At 72.6% G+C, this 19,914-nt stretch carries 17 protein-coding genes and 1 tRNA gene; 4 read left to right on the plus strand and 14 right to left on the minus strand.

Annotated elements, in window-relative coordinates; genetic code table 11:
* Window positions 1-141: 141 nt before the first annotated feature.
* Genes L3K22_RS09020 through L3K22_RS09045 form a run of 6 tightly spaced genes read right to left on the minus strand, consistent with a single transcriptional unit; the run spans window position 142 to window position 7,005 of the window.
* Window positions 142-732, minus strand: coding sequence for a cation:proton antiporter (locus L3K22_RS09020; protein WP_263311084.1), 591 nt, complete (start codon window positions 730-732; stop codon window positions 142-144).
* On the minus strand, window positions 729-1,331 hold the full coding sequence (locus L3K22_RS09025) for an MrpF/PhaF family protein (RefSeq protein ID WP_263311085.1): 603 nt from the start codon (window positions 1,329-1,331) through the stop codon (window positions 729-731). Before L3K22_RS09025 ends, L3K22_RS09020 begins: the two co-directional genes overlap by 4 nt.
* The gene (locus L3K22_RS09030; RefSeq protein WP_263311086.1) at window positions 1,328-1,867 is read right to left on the minus strand and encodes a Na+/H+ antiporter subunit E; all 540 of its coding nucleotides are present in this window, start codon (window positions 1,865-1,867) and stop codon (window positions 1,328-1,330) included. Before L3K22_RS09030 ends, L3K22_RS09025 begins: the two co-directional genes overlap by 4 nt.
* The gene (locus L3K22_RS09035) at window positions 1,864-3,441 is read right to left on the minus strand and encodes a Na+/H+ antiporter subunit D (protein WP_263311087.1); all 1,578 of its coding nucleotides are present in this window, start codon (window positions 3,439-3,441) and stop codon (window positions 1,864-1,866) included. Before L3K22_RS09035 ends, L3K22_RS09030 begins: the two co-directional genes overlap by 4 nt.
* Window positions 3,442-3,443: 2 nt before the next feature.
* Window positions 3,444-4,094 (minus strand): Na(+)/H(+) antiporter subunit C, encoded by a 651-nt coding sequence (locus L3K22_RS09040; RefSeq protein ID WP_263311088.1) that lies wholly within the window; start codon window positions 4,092-4,094, stop codon window positions 3,444-3,446.
* The gene (locus L3K22_RS09045) at window positions 4,078-7,005 is read right to left on the minus strand and encodes a Na+/H+ antiporter subunit A (protein WP_263311155.1); all 2,928 of its coding nucleotides are present in this window, start codon (window positions 7,003-7,005) and stop codon (window positions 4,078-4,080) included. The genes L3K22_RS09040 and L3K22_RS09045 overlap by 17 nt, the downstream gene beginning before the upstream one ends.
* Before the next feature lie 143 nt (window positions 7,006-7,148).
* Between L3K22_RS09045 and L3K22_RS09050 the strand changes: the two genes are divergently transcribed.
* A complete protein-coding gene (locus L3K22_RS09050; protein ID WP_263311089.1) occupies window positions 7,149-8,492 on the plus strand; it encodes an MFS transporter in 1,344 nt (447 codons plus the stop codon).
* Between the two features lie 42 nt (window positions 8,493-8,534).
* Here L3K22_RS09050 and L3K22_RS09055 read toward each other — a convergent pair whose 3' ends face one another.
* Both L3K22_RS09055 and dcd read right to left on the minus strand, forming a co-directional pair.
* Window positions 8,535-9,341, minus strand: coding sequence for a hypothetical protein (locus L3K22_RS09055; protein ID WP_263311090.1), 807 nt, complete (start codon window positions 9,339-9,341; stop codon window positions 8,535-8,537).
* Window positions 9,338-9,934 (minus strand): dCTP deaminase, encoded by a 597-nt coding sequence (gene dcd / locus L3K22_RS09060; protein WP_010550549.1) that lies wholly within the window; start codon window positions 9,932-9,934, stop codon window positions 9,338-9,340. Before dcd ends, L3K22_RS09055 begins: the two co-directional genes overlap by 4 nt.
* 244 nt (window positions 9,935-10,178) lie before the next feature.
* Here dcd and L3K22_RS09065 point away from each other — a divergent pair, with 244 nt between their 5' ends.
* The 3 genes from L3K22_RS09065 (at window position 10,179) to L3K22_RS09075 (ending at window position 12,395) form a co-directional block, all read left to right on the plus strand.
* Window positions 10,179-11,399 carry an IS110 family RNA-guided transposase gene (locus tag L3K22_RS09065; RefSeq protein ID WP_259883858.1) on the plus strand — a complete coding sequence of 407 codons (1,221 nt, stop codon included), beginning with the start codon at window positions 10,179-10,181 and terminating at the stop codon, window positions 11,397-11,399.
* A 144-nt stretch (window positions 11,400-11,543) separates the two neighbouring features.
* Window positions 11,544-11,614: transfer RNA gene (locus L3K22_RS09070), tRNA-Gly, on the plus strand.
* A 205-nt stretch (window positions 11,615-11,819) separates the two neighbouring features.
* Window positions 11,820-12,395 carry a TetR/AcrR family transcriptional regulator gene (locus L3K22_RS09075; RefSeq protein ID WP_259814374.1) on the plus strand — a complete coding sequence of 192 codons (576 nt, stop codon included), beginning with the start codon at window positions 11,820-11,822 and terminating at the stop codon, window positions 12,393-12,395.
* Window positions 12,396-12,408: 13 nt separating this feature from the next.
* Here L3K22_RS09075 and L3K22_RS09080 read toward each other — a convergent pair whose 3' ends face one another.
* The 6 genes from L3K22_RS09080 to L3K22_RS09105 all read right to left on the minus strand — a co-directional run bounded on the left by L3K22_RS09080 (window position 12,409) and on the right by L3K22_RS09105 (window position 19,836).
* Complete coding sequence (locus tag L3K22_RS09080) at window positions 12,409-14,862, minus strand: pyrophosphatase (RefSeq protein WP_263311091.1); 2,454 nt, start codon at window positions 14,860-14,862, stop codon at window positions 12,409-12,411.
* Between the two features lie 32 nt (window positions 14,863-14,894).
* The gene (locus tag L3K22_RS09085; RefSeq protein ID WP_263311092.1) at window positions 14,895-16,799 is read right to left on the minus strand and encodes an NHL domain-containing thioredoxin family protein; all 1,905 of its coding nucleotides are present in this window, start codon (window positions 16,797-16,799) and stop codon (window positions 14,895-14,897) included.
* 82 nt (window positions 16,800-16,881) lie between these two features.
* Entirely contained in the window at window positions 16,882-17,559 is a 678-nt protein-coding gene (locus L3K22_RS09090) for an HAD family hydrolase (RefSeq protein WP_263311093.1), read from the minus strand.
* On the minus strand, window positions 17,556-18,269 hold the full coding sequence (locus L3K22_RS09095) for an HAD family hydrolase (RefSeq protein ID WP_263311094.1): 714 nt from the start codon (window positions 18,267-18,269) through the stop codon (window positions 17,556-17,558). The genes L3K22_RS09090 and L3K22_RS09095 overlap by 4 nt, the downstream gene beginning before the upstream one ends.
* A gap of 64 nt (window positions 18,270-18,333) precedes the next feature.
* Window positions 18,334-19,623, minus strand: coding sequence for an O-acetylhomoserine aminocarboxypropyltransferase/cysteine synthase family protein (locus tag L3K22_RS09100; RefSeq protein ID WP_263311095.1), 1,290 nt, complete (start codon window positions 19,621-19,623; stop codon window positions 18,334-18,336).
* Between the two features lie 33 nt (window positions 19,624-19,656).
* A complete protein-coding gene (locus L3K22_RS09105; protein ID WP_263311096.1) occupies window positions 19,657-19,836 on the minus strand; it encodes a hypothetical protein in 180 nt (59 codons plus the stop codon).
* Between the last annotated feature and the right edge of the window lie 78 nt (window positions 19,837-19,914).

Consider the following 19,914-nt stretch of genomic DNA (forward strand, 5'->3'; position numbering starts at 1 on the left):
TCGAGCACTATCGCCTCCGAATGCTCCTCATCACCGGCGGACTCGACGCCTCACCCCACACTCAACTCTGAAGAGCCGCTGATCGCGGGCACGGGCGTCGTCGTCGGTGTCGCTTGTCTGTGTCGTCGTCGGCGTCGCCGGTCAGCGCCGCTCGTCGCGCTCGGCGACCTCCCCGGCCTCGAGCTCGGTCTCGTCCTCGAGGTCGATGTCCAGCCCGTCCTCGTCCTCGACGTCCGCGGCGCCACCCTCCGGCTCCTCCCAGTTCCGTCCGGTGAGGGGCGCGACGGTGTCCGTGACGACGTTCTCGGGGAACAGCTCATGGCCGCCCCCGTGCAGGTCCTCGTGGTCGTCGTCCGGCTCGTCGACGAAGCCGTCCTCGTCGTCATCGTCGTCGGACGGGGTGGCGAGCCGCTCGCTGAGCTCGTCGATCGCGTAGTCGCCGCCGCGCACGAAGCCGCGGCGGAAGGCGGCGCGCCCCACCATCGCGCTCGCGACGGGGACGGTGAGCATCTGCGCGAGCAGCACGACCAGCAGGAACGACGCGATGCTCCACGACCTCGCGGCCAGCGCCGCCCCGGCGAAGACCAGGATCAGGCCGAGCACCTGCGGCTTGGAGGCGGCGTGGGTGCGCATCAGCACCCCGTCGAAGCGGTTCAGCCCGATCGCGGAGAGGACGCCCAGCAGGAGCCCGGCGCCGATCAGCACCGACGCGATGATCTCGACCGCGCTCATCGTGCACCTCCCGTCGGACCGTCCGCGAGCCGGTCGTCGCCCTCGAAGCCCCGGTCGCCCGCGGCGGAGCCGTCCGTCGTGCCGTCGAGGCCGAAGCCCTCCTCGGAGCCGTCGTCGGCCTCCTCCGCCGGGTCCGCCGCCCCGAGCACGCGGGCGTGCTCGTCCTCGGGCACGCGGGCGCCGTCCTCGGAGGCGGTGGCGGCCTCTCGACCGAACCCGTCCTCGCCGCCGAAGCCGTCCTCGGAGGCGGAATCGGTCGCGAGGTGGATCGCCTCGTGCGGGCCGGTGTCCGCATCGGGCTCCTCGGGATGGGGGCGGCGCCGCCCCTGCATCGGGTCCTCCCGCGCGACGAAGCGCGCGAAGGTCACGGTGCCGACGAAGGCGAGCCCGGTCAGGCTCAGCATCGCGGGCCCCGCCCAGGCCGCGCCGGCATGCGCGACGTGCAGCGCCAGGCCCATCACCACGAGGGTGACCAGGGAGTCGCTGGAGATCGCACGGTCCAGGATGGTGGGGCCCACGATCATGCGGTACACGATCGCGAGGCCGGCGAGGGCGAGGATCACGGCGTAGATCACCAGGACGACGTCGAAGGCGCTCATCGCAGACCCGCCTCCTCGAGGATCTCGCGGCGGCCGACGGCCCACAGCAGGCGCTCCTCCTGCGCCCGCACGCTCTCGCGGGCCTTCTCCACGGCCTCCGGGGTGCCCGCGTTGAAGGTGTGCAGGAACAGGGTGCCGGTGGCGCGCTGCGCCTCGACGACGACCGAGCCCGGGATCAGAGTGCACAGCACGCCCGTGAAGGTCAGGAAGAAGTCCGAGCGGGAGGCCATCTGCACCGCGATCACGGAGCTCGGGGGCTGCGGGCCGGGACGCACCGCGAACCAGCCCACCTGCACCGCCGAGATCGCGCAGTCGGTCAGGAAGCGCAGCACGAAGAGGGTGAAGCGCACAGGGCGCAGGGTCAGCTCATGACCGGTGGGAGGCATCGGGAAGAGCACGAAGACGAGCACGGCCACCAGGGCGCCGCCGAGCACGTTCTTCAGGTCGACCCCGCCCCACAGCAGGCACCACAGGGCCACGGCCGTGAGCACCCACAGCCAGGAGCGGCGCAGGTCGCGGATCCGTCGCGAGATCATCCGTCCACCTCCACGGCCACGCCGTCCTCGATCCGGTGGCCCTGGTCGTCGATCCGGTATCGCAGGTCCCCGGCCGCCTCGTCACCGAGCACCGCACCCACGTAGGGGGTGCGCTGCAGGACCGAGTGCGCGGCCTCGTCGGCGTAGTTCATCAGCGGGCCCGCGAAGACGGTCAGCGCCAGGGAGAAGGCGATCATGGCGGTGGTCGCGCCGGTCATCACCTTCGGCATCGGCACGTCCCGGGCGATGATCTCCTCGCTCGGCTCCTGCCAGAAGGCGCGGTTCCAGATCTTCGCGATCGCGTACAGGGTCAGCAGGCTGGTGATGACGCTGACGGCGATGAGGATCCACCCGGCGGTGTTGTCATAGGCGATGCCGGCCTCGATCAGGCCGACCTTGCCGATGAAGCCGGAGAACGGCGGGATGCCGGCGAGGTTCATCGCGGGGATGAAGAAGAGCACCGCGATGAGCGGGGCGAGCTTCTGGAGTCCGCCGAGCCGGATGAGGTTGGTGGTCCCTCCGCGGTGCTCGATCAGCCCGGCGGCGAGGAACAGCGTGGACTGCACGGTGATGTGGTGGGCGACGTAGTAGATCGTCGCCGCCATGCCGAGCTGGGTGACCATGCCGATGCCGAACAGCATGTAGCCCATGTGGGAGACCAGCGTGAAGGACAGCACGCGCTTGAGGTCGGTCTGCGCGACGGCGCCCAGGATCCCGATGAACAGGCTCAGCCCGGCCGCGGCCAGCAGCAGGTTCGAGATCTGCGAGAAGGGGAACAGCAGCGTCTCCAGGCGCAGGATCGCGTAGATGCCGACCTTCGTGAGCAGTCCCGCGAAGACCGCGGTGACCGGTGCGGGCGCGGTCGGGTACGAGTCGGGCAGCCAGGCGCTCAGCGGGAAGATCGCGGCCTTGATCGCGAAGGCGACCAGCAGCATCAGCTCCAGGATCATGCGGGTGCCGGGCTCGAGCCCGTCCAGCCGCACCGCGAGCTCGGCCATGTTGACGGTGCCGGCGGCGGCGTAGATCGCCGCGATCGCGGACAGGAAGATCACCGAGCTGAGCACGGAGACGATCACGTAGGTGGTCGCCGCGCGGACGCGGCTCGCGGAGCCGCCGAGGGTGAGCAGCACGTAGCTCGAGGCCAGCAGCACCTCGAAGCCGACGTAGAGGTTGAACAGGTCCCCGGCGAGGAACGCCATGGACACGCCCGCGACGAGGGTGAGGTAGGTGGGGTGGTAGATCGCCACCGGCGTCCGCTCGACGTTCTCGCTCACGCTCTGCGCGCTCGAGTAGACGAGAACCGCGAGGGTGACGAAGCTCGAGACGGTCAGCATCAGCGCTGTCAGGCGGTCCGCGACCAGCACGATCCCCAGCTGCGGGGTCCAGTTGCCGATCTGCAGGACCAGCACGCCCTCCTGGGTGACGTGCCAGGCCAGCACCAGCGCGATCGCGAAGATCGCCAGCAGCGTGACCACCGCGAGGCCGAGCTGCAGCCGGGTGTGGTGGCGCAGCAGCAGCGTGATCGCGGCGCCGACGAGCGGCAGCATCACGGGCAGGGCGAGGAGCAGCTCCATGCTCAGATGTCCTCCTCGTCGCTCGTGCGGTCGCGGATCTCGTGGCGCAGCGCCACGGCCTCCCCGCGGCGGTGCTCGCGGCGGCGGCGCGCGCTCTCGCGCAGCGAGTCGGCGTCGCCCTCGTCGGCTTCCGTCGCGTCCTGGGGGACGTCCTCGGCGCTGGTGAGGTCCGAGCCCAGCGGGTCGTCGTCCTCGTCGTCCAGCCCCTGGGACTGGGCGAGCGCGCCGCGCCGCGCCTCCTCGCTGAGAGCCTGCGACCAGGGCAGGCGCTCGGCGTCCTCGCTGCGACGCCGGCGACGGCGCAGCACGCGCCGGTCCTCGACGTCGTCGGGGACCTCGTCGTGGCCGAACAGCTGCCAGGCCCGGTACGCGAGCGCCATGCCGAAGGCGGTGATGCCCAGCGAGATCACGATCGCGGTGAGCACCATCGCGAAGGGCAGCGGGTCGGTCATCTGCTCGGGGTCGCCGCTGCCCTCGAAGGGCGGGGTCCCGATCGGTCCGGCGGCGACGATGAACAGGAGGTTCACGCCGTTCCCGGCGAGGACGAAGCCGAGCATGATGCGGGTCAGGGTGCGCTCGAGCACGAGATAGATGCCGCAGGCGATCAGCACCCCGGCGGTCAGGAGGAGGGCGAGGCTAACGGGCATCGGCATCGGCCTCCTGCTGCTGGTCGATCTGGGCGCCGAGGGAGCGCAGGAAGTCGAGCATCACGCCGACCACCACGAGGTACACGCCGAGGTCGAACAGCAGCGCCGTCGGGAAGTGCAGCTCGCCCAGCAGCGGCACGTGCACCACGGGCGTCGCCTGGGAGAAGACGTTGGCGCCGAAGAGGACGGGCAGCACCCCGGAGATGACCGCGAGCGCCATGCCGGCGCCGAGGACGAAGCCGGCCTGGACCGGGGCGGCCTCGGTGAGCTCGTAGCGGCCCCCGGCGAGATAGCGCAGCGCGAGGGCCAGGCCCGCGACGAGGCCGCCCGCGAAGCCGCCGCCGGGCAGGTTGTGCCCGGCCATCAGCAGGTACACGGAGAACATCATCATCATCGGGAAGGCGATGCGGGTGATGACCTCAAGGATCACCATCCGCCGCTCGGGCGCGAGGGTCAGCCCGGCCGAGAGCCAGGTGCGCCAGCGGTTGCCGCCCGCGACGTCATCGGGGCGCGCATCGAAGTCGAGCGCGTTCTGCGGCAGGGCCGGGTCCGCGCGACGGCGCCAGATCGAGGTGCGCGAGGCGTCGAGGTCGCGCACGCGGGCGATGGGCCGCTCGCGCCGGGTCACGAAGATCAGCGAGGCGACGCCGGTGGCGACCACGAGCAGCACGGAGATCTCGCCCATCGTGTCCCACACGCGGGCGTCGACCAGGGTCACGTTGACGACGTTGTGGCCGCCGCCGATCTCGTAGGCCGGCTCGATCAGGCCCGGGCCGAGGGCCTCCCGGTAGCGGGCGTCGGCGGCGTACAGGGCGCCGCCGCACAGCACGAGCGCGGTCGAGATCGCGATCGCCCATCGGCCCCAGGCGCCGATGCGCAGCGGCCGGCGCGAGAAGTGCAGCGGCAGGCGGCGCAGCACGAGCACGAGCACGACGGTCATCGCGGTCTCGACCAGCACCTGGGTGGTGGCGACGTCGGGCGCGCCCGCGATCAGGAAGAGCACGGCCACGCTGTAGCCGGTGACGGTGATCAGGAAGACCGCCCGCAGACGGCGCCGGGAGCGCGCGGCGCCGATCGCCGCGAGCGCCGCGACGGGCAGGACGATCAGCTCGACCGGGTGCTGGAAGAGCACCAGGTTGTCCGGCAGCGGCGACTGGGTCAGCGCGACCGGGGCCACCAGCGCCAGCAGCACCACGAGCATCGTGCCCAGGGTGTAGGGCAGCGAGCCCCGCTGGAACAGGGGCGTGATGATGATCGAGAGCTTGTCGACCGTGCGCAGGATCCGGCGGAAGCCTCGCTCGGCGTCGAGCACGTCGAGCGCCGGCTCGGGTGCCCAGGCCAGCGGGGAGACCGCCTTCTGGAGCAGCGCCACGGGCCGCGGGATCAAGCACAGGACGATGCCGAGGCCGAGGGTGATCACCGAGGCGAGCAGCGGAACTCCCAGGTGCGGGACGACCACGAGGTGGATCCCCTCCCCCGTCTCCGGGAGCACCGAGGCGTAGGTGCGAAGCACCTCCTCCAGCGGCGAGGTCAGCACGATCAGGGCGAGGGACGCCGCGGTGATCAGCGCGGGCGCGAGCAAATACAGCGGGGTGATGCGCACGGCGGCGACGCGGGGGGCGCCGGGCGCCGGGCCGAAGGCACCGCGCACGAAGCGCCAGGAATAGGCGACGGTGAGGACGGATCCGGCGACCAGCGCGATCAGGAGCAGGCGCTGCCAGCCGCCCGCGTACCAGAGCGCCGAATAGATCGACTCCTTGGCGACGAAGCCGTACAGCGGCGGGACCGCGGCCATCGAGGCGGCCGAGAGCGTGCCGATCACCGCGAGGACGGGCGCGACCCGGCCCACGCCGGAGAGGATGCGCAGGTCGCGGGTGCCGAACCGCTTGTCGATGATGCCCACGACCATGAACAGCGGCGCCTTGAACAGCGCATGGGCGATCAGCATCGCGAGCCCCGCGAGCACCGCGTCGTGCGTAGCCAGACCCGAGACCGCGGCGAGGAAGCCGAGCTGGGAGACGGTGCCGTAGGCGAGCAGCAGCTTGATGTCCGTCTGCCGCAGCGCGCGCCAGCCGCCCAGCAGCATCGTCGCCGCGCCGAGCACCGACAGAACGACCGTGATCACCTCGAGGTGGGTCAGCGCCGGCGCCATGCGGAGGATCAGGTAGATGCCCGCCTTCACCATCGCCGCGGCGTGCAGGTAGGCGGAGACCGGGGTCGGGGCGGCCATCGCGCCGGGGAGCCAGAAGTGGGTCGGCACGAGCGCGGACTTGCTGGTCGCGCCCGCGAGCATGAGCACCATGGCGGTGATCAGGAAGGGGCCGGCATCGGCCCACATCGGATCCGCGACGATCTCGGACAGGCGCAGGGTCCCCGCCTCGGCGGCGACCATCAGCATGCCCACCAGCATCGCCAGGCCGCCGGCGGTGGTGGAGATCAGGGCGTTCAGCGCCGCACGGCGGGAGGCCTGCTTGTCCTGGTAGTGGCCCACCAGCAGATAGGAGAAGACGGTGGTGAGCTCCCAGAAGGTGTAGACCACCATGACGTCGTCGGCCAGGACCAGACCCACCATCGCGCCGGCGAAGGCGGTGAGCACGCCGGCGAAGCGGCCCAGCCCAGGCTCGGAGTCCTTGAAGTAGCGCGCGCAGTACAGCAGCACCATCGCCCCGATGCCGGTGGCGATCAGGCCGAGCACCCAGCTGAGGGTGTCCAGGCGGAAGGCGAGGTCGATCCCGAAGGCGGGGATCCAGGGGACGGACACCTCGACCGGCGCGTCCCCGAGGGTGCGCGGATCGAAGGTCGCCAGCCACACGGCGGAGGCGGCGGGCACCACGGCCAGGGGGTAGAACGCGCTGCGCCCGATCCAGCGGACGAGAAGAGGAGCCACGAGCGCCGCCACCATGTGGGCGAGCAGCATCGTGAACACGGAATCTCCGTCCGGCGCGGGGAAAGGGCCAGGTGCCATCCTACGCGAAGGGGCCGTCTCGTTCCTGGGGCTCCGCTGATCTCACAGCAGGCGGGGCCCGCAGCGCGGGGCTCGGCGCTCCGTAGAGTGTGGTCATGATCTCGCCCCGACGGCTCCGTCCCCCGGTCGTCCCCTTCGTACTGTGGGACGGCGGCATGTCCGCCTTCAGCTCCGTCATCCTCACCTTCGTCTTCGCCACCTACGTGGCCAGCGGCGTCGCTTCCGAGGGCGCGGTCGGCGAGGAGGCGATCACCGCCGCGCAGGCCCATGGCTCCCAGGTGCTGACCACCTGGCAGTCGATCGGCGCGGTCGCCGTCGCGCTGCTCGCCCCGCTGCTGGGCAACCTCGCCGACTCCGGCGGCGCCCGCAACGCCCTGCTGCGGATCACGACGCTCGCCACCGTGGCGACCGTCGCGCTGATGCCGCTGGTGAAGCTCGACTCCGACTACCTCACCCTCGGGGCGGTGCTGATCGCGCTCGCGGTCGTGTTCAGCGAGCTCGCGGGCGTGTTCGTGAACTCGGTGCTGCCGGAGATCTCCACCCCCGCGAACCGGGGACGGGTCTCGGGGACCGCCTGGGCGGTCGGCTACTGGGGCTCGATCGTGTGCCTCGGCCTGGTGCTGGTGCTCTTCGTGATGCCCGGGACGGGGATGCTCGGCATCACCGGCGAGGACGGCTGGAACTACCGGGCGATCCCCCTGTTCGTGGCGCTGTGGATCCTGGTCGGGACGCTCCCGCTGATGCTGCGCGCCCCGCGCCACGCGGCCACCGCGCCCGGCGAGCGCTGGAACCCCTGGCAGGGCTACGCCTCGATCATCCGCCGCGTGCTCCGGGCGGTGAAGGAGGAGCCGGTGATGCTCCAGTACCTGGTCGCCTCCGCGATCTACCGCGACGGGCTCGGCGCCGTGTTCTCGATCGCGGGCGTCCTCGCCGCGAACGCCTACGGCTTCGGGGCGGTGGAGATCATCGTCTTCGGCATCGCCGCGAACCTCCTCGCCGGCGTCGGGGTGTTCCTCGGCGGGAGGGTCGACGACCGCGTCGGCCCCCGCCCCGTGATCATCGCCGGCTGCACCGGCATCATCGTGCTGGGCCTGGTGGTGCTCGCCTTCGAGCCGACGATCGTGTTCTGGGTCGCGGGCCTGGCGATCTGCCTGTTCGTCGGCCCCGTGCAGTCCGCCTCGCGGAACCTGCTCACCCGGCTGTCGCTCCCGGGCCGGGAGACGGAGAACTTCGGCCTCTACGCGACGACGGGCCGGGCGCTCGGGTTCCTCGGCACCGCGGCCTTCGCCGCGACCGTCGCGCTCTCCGGCGAGACCCGCACCGGGATCCTCGGGATCGTGATCGTGATGGCGCTGGGCCTGGTGGCGTTCCTGCCGATCCGGCTGGGAGCGGCGGGCCGCGCCGCCGCGGCCGCGCGCTCGGGAGCCTCGACAGCCTGACCTGGATCACACCCCCGACCGGGTTCAGCCGCCGGAGCGGGATCAGGCGAGGTCGGCGGGGTCCACCAGGAGGCCGTCGAGGTCCAGGACGTAGCCGCCGACGCTCTCGGCGATCAGCCCGGCGATCACCCCGATGCGCCGGTACGCCTCCTGCCAGCGCTCCGCGGTCGGGGCGTCCGGCGTCTCGATCGCGTCCTCCTCCGGGTTCGCGGTGACGTGGACCAGCTGGTAGTCCACGGCATCGCCCAGCCATTCGAGGGCGCTGAGGGCGACGGGGCGGGCACTGCGTCCCACCCGCACCTCGATCACGTCGCCGCCGGGCAGCGGCGCGGTGAGCCCGTAGCCGGTGCGGGAGGCCTCCTCGGGGGCGCGGTCCAGCTCCGCCTCCGGCTCGAGCGGCGCGAGCAGCTGGGCGAGGGACTCCGGCGCGAGGGCGTGAGGGCTCGTGACCGTCAGGTCCCGCACGTGGTACGGATGCGGCTCGAGGCGGACGTGGCCGTCGGTGACGACAGCGCCGTACAGACGCCGTGCGAGCGCCCAGGCCAGGTCGAGGCTCTCCCGCTCCACGCCGAAGGGCAGCCCCTCGGGGAAGGCGCGGCCGTAGCCGTGGGAGTCGACCATGCCCTCGGGCACGGGGTCCTCGCGCACCCGCGGGGTCTCCAGGGTCCAGCGGCCCGCGCCGCGCGGCGTCCGGTCGGGGACCAGACGGACGTCGTCCCCGATCGCGATCGCCCCGTCCTCGTCCTCCCGGGCGGTGGGGCGGACGTTGAGGATCATCGTGAGCACCTCGGCGGGGTCGGTGTCCCGCGGCAGCTGCAGACGATGGCTGGTGCGGACCGGCTCGGTCACTGCTGCTCCTCCTGGAGGGGGATCCGGGTGCGATGGAAGTTCTGCGCCGAGCGGGAGGGCGTGGGCCCGCGCTGGCCGAGATAGCGGTTGAGGTTCCCGGCGCTGCCGTAGGGGTTCTGCGACGGGCTGGAGAGGCGGAAGAAGCACAGCTGGCCGATCTTCATGCCGGGCCACAGCGCCACCGGGAGGGTCGCCATGTTCGACAGCTCCAGGGTGATGTGCCCGTCGAAGCCGGGGTCGATGAACCCGGCGGTCGAATGGGTCAGCAGCCCCAGCCGGCCCAGCGAGCTCTTGCCCTCCAGCCGGGCGGCGACGTCGCCTGGAAGAGTGATCTGCTCGTAGGTCGAGGCGAGCACGAACTCCCCCGGGTGCAGCATGTACGCCTCGTCGGGATCGACGGCGACCTCGCGCGTGAGGTCCGCCTGCTCGATCGAGGGATCGATCAGGGCGTGCTTGTGGTTGTCGAAGAGGCGGAAGAAGCGGTCGATCCGCACGTCCACGGAGGCGGGCTGGATCATCGCCTCGTCGAAGGGGGACAGCCGCACCCGTCCGGCCTCGATCTCGGCCCGGATGTCTCGATCGCTCAGCAGCACGGCGACCAGACTAGCCCGTTACCTTGTGAGCACCCCGATGGACGGGGTTCTGGTCGCTCGGCCGGGTATGGCTTTGTTGCCCTGCCATCAATGGTCCGGGGGGTGTTGCCGCCCGGTCGAGAGACACGCGTTGACCGCTGATAGGGACACGGCCCAGCACTGCTGAGGTCTCTTTGTAACGTGGGTGCCGGCATCGGGTGTCAAGACTGCGACCAGCGATGATGCTTCAGGGAAGGACAGCATCATGGAAACCAGATTCGCGGTCGTCATCGGACTGGACGTCGGGAAGACTGCCCACCACGCGTGCGCGCTCGATCCGGACGGGAACAAGCTGTTCGACAAGCCCCTCCCGCAGGACGAGACCAGGCTCCGCGAGCTGTTCACCCAGCTGCAGAACCACGGCGAAGTGCTGATGGTGGTCGACCAGCCCAACACCATCGGAGCGTTGCCGATCGCGGTCGCCAGAGACTCCGGCTGCTCCGTCGCCTACCTGCCAGGCCTGGCGATGCGGAAGGCCGCGGACCTCTATCCGGGCAGGTCGAAGACCGATGCGCGCGACGCGTTCATCATCGCTGACACCGCCAGGACCATGCCCCATACCCTGCGCAGCGTCGATCGTGACAGCGAGGTCCTCTCCGCACTGAAGGTCCTTGCCGGCTTCGACGAGGACCTCGCCCACGAGACGACCCGGGCACTGAACCGGATCCGGTCGCTGCTCACGCAGATCCACCCCGCGCTCGAGCGAGTCTTCGCCGGCGGGACCCTCTCGACCGGGCTCGTGCTGGACCTGCTGGAGAAGTTCGGCGGCCCCACCGGGCTCAACACTGCTGGTCGAGGCAGGGTTCTGAGGTTCGCCCGGGCCCACTCGCGTCGTGACCCCGAAGTGCTGATCGATCAGATCTTCACCGCGCTCGCGGAGCAGACCGTGGTCGTGCCGGCGACCGCGGCAGTGGAGCTGGTGATCCCGAGAGTCGCTGGCCAGGTCAAAGAACTGAAGGACCAACGAGCGACCGTGGCGAGGGAGGTCGAGGGCATGTTGGAGGACTTCCCTCTCGCCTCGGTCTTGATGAGCATGCCGGGGATCGGCATCAAGACCGCCGCCCAGATCCTCCTGAACATCGGTGACGGCACCGCGTTCGAGAGCGCGGGCCATCTCGCGGCCTATGCCGGGATCGCACCGGTCACACGACGATCCGGCACCTCGATCCGCGGAGAGTTCCCCGCCCGCTCCGGGAACAAACGCCTGAAGAACGCGCTGTTCTACTCCGCCTGGGTCGCCACCCGCTGCGACCCGATCTCCAAGGCCTACTACGATCGCAAACGTGCCGAGGGCAAGCGTCACAACGCTGCCGTGATCTGTCTGGCACGCCGCCGCTGCAACGTCATCTTCGCGATGCTCCGCGACGGCACCTACTACCAACCGCCCATCACCCCTGCCCCCGAGCCGACCGCTCTCGCAGCTTGACTCGGAACATAGGGACACCCCCCACCGGCGCAGTGCGTGAGCTCGTCCCGAATCGTCCCGGTTCGCGGACCACTCCGGAGAGGGGGTATGCTGTCTCCCGTTCGCTCGGACAGCAGGCCTCCTGCACCGACCGGGCACCGTGTCGCGGGTGTAGTTCAATGGTAGAACTTCAGCTTCCCAAGCTGACAGCGCGGGTTCGATTCCCGTCACCCGCTCTCGCGACCAGAGCCGCGATCTCCGTCCCCGGAGGTCGCGGCTCCGTCATGTCCGGGGTCAGGTCCAGGATCACGTCCGAGTGGGCCCGCGCCCTCCTCCCGCCTCGCCCCCCCCGCCGCGGCGTGACGCGTTCCGATCCCCGCCGCGCAGGGGTCTGCGGCTTGCGGGTTCTGTCGAACGTCCCGGTGAGTGTAAGAATGCGGCATGCCCAAGATCATCGGAGGGTCGCTCGAGGAGCACCGCGAACGCACGCGGGAGAAGATCTTCGCCGCCCTGGCCGAGCTGCTGGAGACCCAGGAGTTCGAGACCATCACCTTCTCCCGCATCGCGGCCGCGGCCGGCGTGGGCCGCACCGCGATGTACAACCACTTCCCCGACCGCGAGACGCTCCTGATCGAGTACGCGATCCACGAGACGACGGACTACATCACCCAGCTGCGGGCCGGGGTCAGCGACTCGGCGACCCCGCGCGAGGCGGTCATCGCCTACGTGCGCACCCAGCTGGAGCTCACCGTCTCCTTCCACGTCCCGCAGGCCGCGGGCCGGGCCGCCCTCACCCCCGACGCGGCCGCGCGGATGCGCGAGCACGTGGTGCTGATCGAGGAGGTGCTCAGCACGATCGTGGAGGCCGGGATCGCGGCGGGCGACTTCTCCGCCGACCTCGACGTGACCGGCACCGTCCGGATCATCAACGGCCTGCTCGTCGGCTCCTCCGCGAAGCGCTACCCGCGCGAGGCGCTCGAGCGCTTCGTGCTGCAGGGGCTCGGCGCGACCGTCTGAGCGCGCCGACGCCTCAGCCCCTGCCCTTGCGCTTCCTGCGGGTGGGCCGGGCGGTGACGGTGGCCTCGTGACGGTCCTCCTCGTCGACCTCCCAGTCCATCGCGTCCAGGGAGTCCTCCGGGGTCTCCTCCGCGGTGCGGGAGAAGAGCGGGCGGGACAGCTCCTCGTGCTCGTCCTCGAGGTCCACCTCGGGCGCGGTGGCGGTGATGACCCAGCAGGTCAGCGCGATGATGATCGCGACCACGGCGATGCCCCAGCGGAGATAGGCACTGGTGCCGTCGGTGCTCATCCCCACCACGGCGCTCACCGCGAGCGCGGAGAGCAGCGAGGCGGTCAGCGCCAGCGGCAGCGCCACCGAGCCGATCACGGAGCGCAGGATGCCGGTGAGCACCGCCCCGCCGAGCGCGCCGGAGTGCCCCCAGGAGCCGGGGCCGCCGTAGCGGCCGGAGCCGATCACCGCGGAGGCGCCGGCAAGGGTCGAGGCGGAGCCGAGGGTCCACAGCCCCAGGCCCGCCGCGGTCAGCACCACGCCGACGACGAGGCCCGGCAGCGCGGCCGGGCCGAGCCCGAAGCCGGCCACCACAGGGGCGAGCACCGCGACGACCACGGGGGTCAGCGCGGCCCGGCGCACCATCTCGGGCAGCTCGGGCAGTTCCGCGCCGTCACGGCCCTCGAGCATCGCCGCGCGGGTCTCCACGACCGCGTTCGCGCCGAGCCGGCGGGCGCCGTCCAGGAGCGAGGAGGTCATCAGCAGGACGGTCACGACGCCGAGGGCGACGCCGCCGAGCAGGGTGAGCGAGGCGGGGGTCGCCAGGTGCAGGGCCCGGTCCTCCCACACGGTCGCGGCGCGCGGGGCGAGCTGCAGCGCGGAGACGACGGGGCCGAGTGCGCCGAGGCCGATCAGCACCGCGGCGAGCAGCAGCGCGCCGAGCGGACCGGTCGCGATGCCGCCCGCGGCGCGGCGCGAGCCGCTCTCCGCCCCGGCGCGGTCCAGCAGCGTGGAGGCCAGCAGCGGCCCCGCATGGCCGGCGACCACGATCAGCGCGCCGAGGCCGGCGTGGACCGCGAGGGCCAGGGCGAGGGAGGGCACACCGGCGGCGAGCACGGAGAGCACGGCGGCGATGAGGACCACGAGGGCGAGCGCCCCGGCGGCGGTCAGCGCCGAGGAGCCCAGGCCCGCGGTGAGGCCGAGCGCCCCGCCGGTGCGGGAGGTGCGGGCGGCGCGCAGCACGGAGCCGCCCAGGCGATGGCCGGTGCCGCCCAGCAGCAGCACCGTCGCGAGCGCGGCGAGGGCACCGAGGCCCAGCGCCACGGCGACCACGACGTTCGGGGTGATGCCATAGAGGGCGAGCATGTCGAGGAAGGCGGAGGCGTACTGCGAGTCGTCCGTCTGGGAGATGAACTGGCTCAGGTCGCCGCCGAGCTCCTCGATCTGCGGCTCGAGCTGCTCGCGCGGCGTGTCGGTGCCGCCGGTGATCGCGGGATCGGTGAAGTTCTCGAGCCCTACGTCCTCGAAGCGGAGGTCCTTGTACTGCGAGGGGATCCACAGCGCCGCAGCGGCGACCGCGCCGGCGGCGCCGAGCACGGAGGGGATCAGCCCGCCCAGCTGCAGCGCACCGCGCTCGTGGCCCTCGCGGCCCGCATGGGGGACGACGGCGGAGACGCCCGCGGCGAGCAGCGCGGTGCCCAGCGCCAGCAGCGTGACGACGAAGCCCTCGGCCGCGAGGACGGGCACGCCGAGCAGCACGCCGAGGGCGGCGCCGGCGGTCGCGACGGCGACGAGGTCGGCGCCGAGGGCCCCGCCGCGGCGCACCATGCGGGCGCTGCGCAGGTGGGGGCCGCCGAGGTTGTCCTCGTCGTCGACGTCGAGCTCGTGCTCGTCGGTGCCGACCAGCACCGCGGCCGCGGCCGCGCCCGCCTCGACCGGGGCCGCGCTGGCCCGCACCACGAGGGCGGAGATCGCGGCGCCCGCGGCGAGGGCGATGAGCGCCGGCCCGGCCGTGGTCTGCAGGAACCACACCGCGATCACCACGGGCAGCGCGGCGAGCGCGAGCGCGCCGGCGACCGTGAGCGCCCCCAGACGCGGGAGCATCGCCCCGCGCCGCTCGGGATCGACGCCGAGCGCCGCGAGCTGGATCGCCAGGCCCCGCCAGGCCGCGAGCGGGCCGAGCGCGAGCCCGACCAGCAGCATCGCCGAGCGCAGGATGCGGTCGTCGGTCCCGCCGGGGGCCAGGTACACCACCACGGCGAGCGGCAGCCCCACCCACAGCAGGATCGAGGCGGAGGACAGCAGCGGCGCGCCGAGCCGCCGTCCGAGCGTCGGGTCCACCTCGGCGCTGTCCTCGTCGCGCCGCAGCCGGGTGGGCACGACCGCCCCGGCGACGAGCGCGGCCACGGCCAGAAGGCCGAGGACGAGCAGGGTGACGGCGAGATCGTCGCCGAGGGGGAATTGCGTGATCAGATCCACGGGTCGGCTTCAGCTTCCGTCGGCGTCAGAGGTCAGGCGAGCAGGGAGAGGTCCAGATGATCCAGGCCGCCCTCGACGACGCGGATCGGGACCCCCCAGTCCTGCTGGTGCATGTGGCAGGCGGGGAACTCCACGGCCGGGTCCGCGTCGCAGGAGGCGGCGCGGGCGCTGACGTGGAGGACGCCCTCGGTGTACGCGGGGTCGAGGGTGACGGTGCGCTCGAGCGCGGTGTCCACCCCTCCCCCGGCCTTCAGCATCGAGGTGGGGGTGGTCGCGATCGTGACCTGCGTGGACGGTCCGAGGGAGTCGTCGAGCTTGTGCCCGGGCGGCGGCGTGAACAGCACGCGCACGGTGAGCGGGCCGGGACCCACCTCGGTCGCGGGCCGCTCGGAGCGCTGGGCGCCCTCGTCGATCACGCGCTCAGCGGCCTTCGCGACAGGCACCCAGGTGATGCGGTGCGCGCCGGACTCGACGACGATCAGCTGGCCGATCCCGTCCACGGGCGGGCCGACGATCGCGTCGGAGGGCTCCTTGAGGTCGGTCGCGACGGTGACGACCTCGCCGGTCTCCTCGTCCAGGAGGCGGATCGCGCCGTTGTAGGTGTCGGCGATCGCGATGCGCCCGTCGGGCAGGGCGGTCACGCCGAGCGGGTGCTGGAGACGGGCCCGGTCGAGCGGTCCGTCCACATGGCCGAAGTCGAACAGGCCCTTGCCCACCAGGGTGCTGACCTGCATGGTCTGCGGGTCCAGGAGCCGCACCGCGGAGGACTCGGAGTCCGCGATCACGATCCGGCCGTCGGGCATCTCGTCGAGGCCCGAGGGCTGCGCCCACCAGGAGGTGACGGCGGGGCCGTCGACGAGGCCCTCCTGGGTGGTGCCCGCGAGGACCAGCAGGGCGCCGGTGACGGGGTCGTAGGTCCACAGCTGGTGGATCCCGGCCATGGCGATCACGGCCCGGTTCAGGGAGTGGCTCCAGGTGAGGTCCCAGGGGGTGGAGAGGCTGTAGGAGCGGGCATCGCCCTCGCCGCGCGGCAGCGGCTCGCCCTGCATCCACTGCTCGCCGGTGCCGGCGAGGGTGGTGACCTCGGTCGTGGTGCGGGAGCGCAGCAGGCGGTCCTGCCCGATCTTCACGCCGCGCAGGCGGTGCCCGGCGGTATCGGCGACCAGGAGGTCGTAGCCCACCTCCTGGGCGACCTCGGCGGGCAGGGCGAGGACGCCGTTGGGCTCGGCGAACTGGGCGGTGTCCTCGTCGCCGTCGGCATGGCCGCGCTCCCCGGTGCCGATGATCGCGTCGACCGTCGCGCCGTCGGCCTGGAAGACGACCAGGCGGTGCTGGCCCGCGTCGGAGACCACCAGCCGGCCGTCGGGCAGGACGGCGAGCTTCGAGGGGAAGCGGAGGGTCTGCTCGGTCCGCTCGGCGAGGACCGTCGGCGCGGGGCCGCGGCGCAGCGAGCCGTCGGCCTCGCCCTCGGCGACGAGCTCGGCGACCAGGCGGTCGAGGTTCGCGGCATGGCCCTCCCCGGAGAGGTTGCCGGCGATGCGGCCGTGGGTGTCCAGGACCATCAGGGTGGGCCAGGCGCGGGCACCGTAGGCGCTCCAGGTCTCCAGCTCCGGATCGTCGATCACCGGGTGGGAGACCTCGTAGCGCTCGATGTTGGCCCGCAGCGCCTCGGGGTCCTTCTCGAACTCGAACTTCGGGGAGTGCACGCCGATGACGACGAGCTCATCGGCCCACTTCTCCTCGAGGGGGCGCAGCTCGTCCAGGACATGCAGGCAGTTCACGCAGCAGAACGTCCAGAAGTCCAGCAGCACGATCTTCCCGCGCAGCGTCTCGAGGTCCAGCTCGGCGCCGCCGGTGTTCAGCCAGCCGCGGCCGCGCAGCGGCGAGCCGTGGGCGCGGGAGGTCAGGGGCGCGGAGGGGTCCGACGAAGTGGTCATGGGGTCCAGTGAACACCGGATCGGCGCCCGGGGGCCACCTCGAGTGACATGCGCGGACATCCGCGCCAGATCGCCTCCCGGGTCACCAGGTCGCGATCCAGGCCGCGAGCTCGGGATCGGTGAGGGAGGTGAGGGCGAGGTCCGCGGGCGGGACGGGGTGCCCGGGGGCGGGGACCGCGATGAGGCGCAGCCCCGCGTCGCGGGCGGCGCGGGCACCGGTCCCGGAGTCCTCCAGGGCCAGACAGTCCTCGGGCCGCTGGCCCAGGGCGCGGGCCGCCGCGGCGTACATGTCGGGGGCCGGCTTGGGGTTCTCGACGGTGTCCGAGGCCTCCAGGACGGTGAAGTGCTCCCGCAGGCCGCCGGCGACGAGCTTGTGGTCCAGCGCCTCGAGCCAGGAGTTCGAGGCGCAGCCCAGCGGCACCCGGGCCGCCGCCGCCCGCAGCACCTCGTCCGCGCCGGGCAGGGGGCGCACCGCGCCGGAGAGCTCGTGGTCGAACTCGCGGTGCAGGTCGGCGAGGACCTCGGCCTCGGTGTGGCCGGAGCGGCGGGCGATCAGCTCGGCGGCGACCTCGATCGTCGAGCCGTGCAGCACGGCGTCGTCCTCGGGGTCCAGGACCGCGCCGCGCGCGGCGACGACCGTGTCCTGGGCGCGCTGCCACACCGACTCGGTGTCCAGCAGCAGGCCGTCGCAGTCGAAGACGACGGCGCGCGGGGTCCAGTCGCCGAAGGCGCGGGCGAAGCGGTCGGGCGCGGTGCTCACCGGCGGGCCTCCCAGCTCGAGATCCAGTCGGCGAGGACGGGGTCCTCGAGGGAGTCGAGACGGCGCGGCGCCACGGGGTCCTGGCCGGGGATCGACGGCACCGCGATGAGCTGCATCCCCGCGGCGAGGGCGGCCCGGGCGCCGGTCTCCGAGTCCTCCAGCGCCAGGCAGTCGGCGGGGTCGGCGCCGAGCGTCGCGGCGGCGGCGAGGTAGAGGTCGGGGGCGGGCTTCCCGGCGGCGACGTCGTCGAGGGAGACCCGGGCGTCGAAGGCGCCCGTGAGGCCGAGCGCGTCGAGGGTCCGCTCGAGCAGGTCCCGCGGGGAGTTCGAGGCGACGGCGACGGGGCGCACGGCGGCGACCGCCCGGACGGTCCTGACCACCCCGGGCAGCGGCACGAGCGGCTCCTCCAGGCGCTCCTGGTGGGCGGCCATCAGCTCCGCCCCGGCGCGGTGCGGGTCCTTGCCGATGGCCTCGGCGATCGTGGTGACCACGACCTCGATCGGCCGGCCGGTCAGGGCGCGGCGCACCTCCGGGGCGAGGGAGGCGCCGTGGTCGGCGAGATAGTCCTCCTGCAGCGCGAGCCAGCGCCCCTCGGTGTCCACCAGCAGTCCGTCGCAGTCCATCACCACGGCGGCCGGGGACCACGCGGGCGGCCACGTCTCCAGCGGGGAGGGTGCCAGGAGGGCGCCGGGGTCGCTCGCATCGGTCATGGCCCCAGCCTAACGATCACCGCGGCCCCGGCGTCCAGCGGGCTCCTGCCCGCGGAGCGGCCGCTCAGGCCGACACCGCCGTGAGCCCCTGCTCGAGGTCGGCGAGGATGTCGTCGATGTGCTCGATGCCCACGGAGAGGCGCACGAAGCCGGGGGCGACGCCGGCGGCGCGCAGCTCCTCCTCGGTCAGCTGCGAGTGGGTGGTCGAGGCGGGGTGGATGACGAGGCTGCGCACGTCGCCGATGTTCGCCACGTGCGAGTGGAGGGTGAGGGCGTCGACGAAGCGGCGCCCGGCCTCGAGGCCGCCGGGCAGCTCGAAGCCGAGCACGCTGCCGGAGCCCTGCGGGAGATAGCGCTGTGCCCGCTCGTGGTGCGGGGAGGAGGGCAGGGAGGCCCAGGTGACCGTGCCCACCCGCTCGTCGGCCTCGAGGAAGTCGGCGACGCGGCGGGTGTTCTCCAGGTGGCGCTCCATCCGCAGCGGCAGCGTCTCGAGGCCCTGCCCGATGAGGAAGGCGTTGAAGGGGGAGACGGCCGGGCCCAGGTCGCGCAGCAGGTTGGTGCGGGCGCGGGTCGCGAAGGGGCCGGGCACGCCGGCGAAGACGAGGCCGTTGTAGGACTCGTCGGGCTCGGTGAACTGGGGGTACTTCTCGGCGTGGGCGGTGAAGTCGAAGCTGCCGCCGTCCACGATCGCGCCGGCGATCGAGGTGCCGTGCCCGCCGAGGAACTTGGTCGCCGAGTGGACGACCACGTCCGCGCCGTGCTCGAGGGGGCGCAGCAGGTACGGGGTCGCGACGGTGTTGTCGACGATCAGCGGGACGCCGACCTCGTGGGCGACGTCGGCGAGGGCGCGCAGGTCGGGGATGTCCTGCTGGGGGTTCGGGATCGACTCCACGAAGAAGGCGCGGGTGGTTTCGTCCGCGGCGGCGCGCCAGGAGGCGGGATCGGTCGGGTCCTCGATCCACTGCGGGGTGATGCCGAGGCGGGTGAGGGTGTGCTTGAAGAGGTTGAAGGAGCCGCCGTACAGGCTCGGGGAGACGGCGATCGAGTCGCCGGCCCCGGCGAGGTTCAGGATCGACAGCGTGATGGCGCTCTGCCCGGAGGCGAGCAGGAGCCCGGCCGCGCCGCCCTCGAGCGCGGCGATGCGGTCCTCGACCGCGGCCTGGGTGGGGTTGGTGATGCGGGTGTAGATCGGGGCGGCCTCGGCGAGCGCGAAGCGGTCCGCGGCGGACTGCGCCGAGGGGAAGACGAAGCTGGTCGTCTGGTGGATGGGCAGGGCGCGCGAGCCCGCGTCCGTGTCGGGGGTCTGTCCGGCGTGGACGGCGAGGGTCTCGAACTTCTGGGGCTGGTGCGTCATGGCTGCGCTCCTCCTGGGCGTCGGGGGTTGCGCTCAGCCTGTCCGCCGCGCGCCGGCGGGGCGAGGACTGTGAACGTCTGTGTCGCCGAGCTCGAGCGGCTCCCCGTCCCAGCGGCGGCGCAGCCAGCGGTCGTGGTAGGCGATCAGCACGGTCCCGCCCCAGTCCGCGAGCGCGGTCTCGAGCCGGGTCGCGACACGGGGTATGGAGGGCATGGATCAGCTCCTCGGCGCGGAGGGACGGCGGGCGCGGGGCTGATCACAGACGCATGGTCGCCACCGTAGGGGCCGCGC

Source organism: Brachybacterium atlanticum (genome assembly GCF_025669985.1).
In the GTDB taxonomy this organism is placed as follows: Bacteria; Actinomycetota; Actinomycetes; order Actinomycetales; family Dermabacteraceae; genus Brachybacterium; species Brachybacterium conglomeratum.

Coding starts and splice junctions, on each gene's coding strand:
- L3K22_RS09020 (WP_263311084.1), bottom strand. CDS start 732: ATGAGCGCGGTCGAGATCATCGCGTCGGTGCTGATCGGCGCCGGGCTC.
- L3K22_RS09085 (WP_263311092.1), bottom strand. CDS start 16,799: ATGACCACTTCGTCGGACCCCTCCGCGCCCCTGACCTCCCGCGCCCAC.
- L3K22_RS09065 (WP_259883858.1), top strand. CDS start 10,179: ATGGAAACCAGATTCGCGGTCGTCATCGGACTGGACGTCGGGAAGACT.
- L3K22_RS09100 (WP_263311095.1), bottom strand. CDS start 19,623: ATGACGCACCAGCCCCAGAAGTTCGAGACCCTCGCCGTCCACGCCGGA.
- L3K22_RS09040 (WP_263311088.1), bottom strand. CDS start 4,094: ATGCCGATGCCCGTTAGCCTCGCCCTCCTCCTGACCGCCGGGGTGCTG.
- L3K22_RS09030 (WP_263311086.1), bottom strand. CDS start 1,867: ATGATCTCGCGACGGATCCGCGACCTGCGCCGCTCCTGGCTGTGGGTG.
- L3K22_RS09050 (WP_263311089.1), top strand. CDS start 7,149: ATGATCTCGCCCCGACGGCTCCGTCCCCCGGTCGTCCCCTTCGTACTG.
- L3K22_RS09075 (WP_259814374.1), top strand. CDS start 11,820: ATGCCCAAGATCATCGGAGGGTCGCTCGAGGAGCACCGCGAACGCACG.
- L3K22_RS09095 (WP_263311094.1), bottom strand. CDS start 18,269: ATGACCGATGCGAGCGACCCCGGCGCCCTCCTGGCACCCTCCCCGCTG.
- L3K22_RS09045 (WP_263311155.1), bottom strand. CDS start 7,005: ATGCTGCTCGCCCACATGGTGGCGGCGCTCGTGGCTCCTCTTCTCGTC.
- L3K22_RS09035 (WP_263311087.1), bottom strand. CDS start 3,441: ATGGAGCTGCTCCTCGCCCTGCCCGTGATGCTGCCGCTCGTCGGCGCC.
- L3K22_RS09025 (WP_263311085.1), bottom strand. CDS start 1,331: ATGAGCGCCTTCGACGTCGTCCTGGTGATCTACGCCGTGATCCTCGCC.
- L3K22_RS09105 (WP_263311096.1), bottom strand. CDS start 19,836: ATGCCCTCCATACCCCGTGTCGCGACCCGGCTCGAGACCGCGCTCGCG.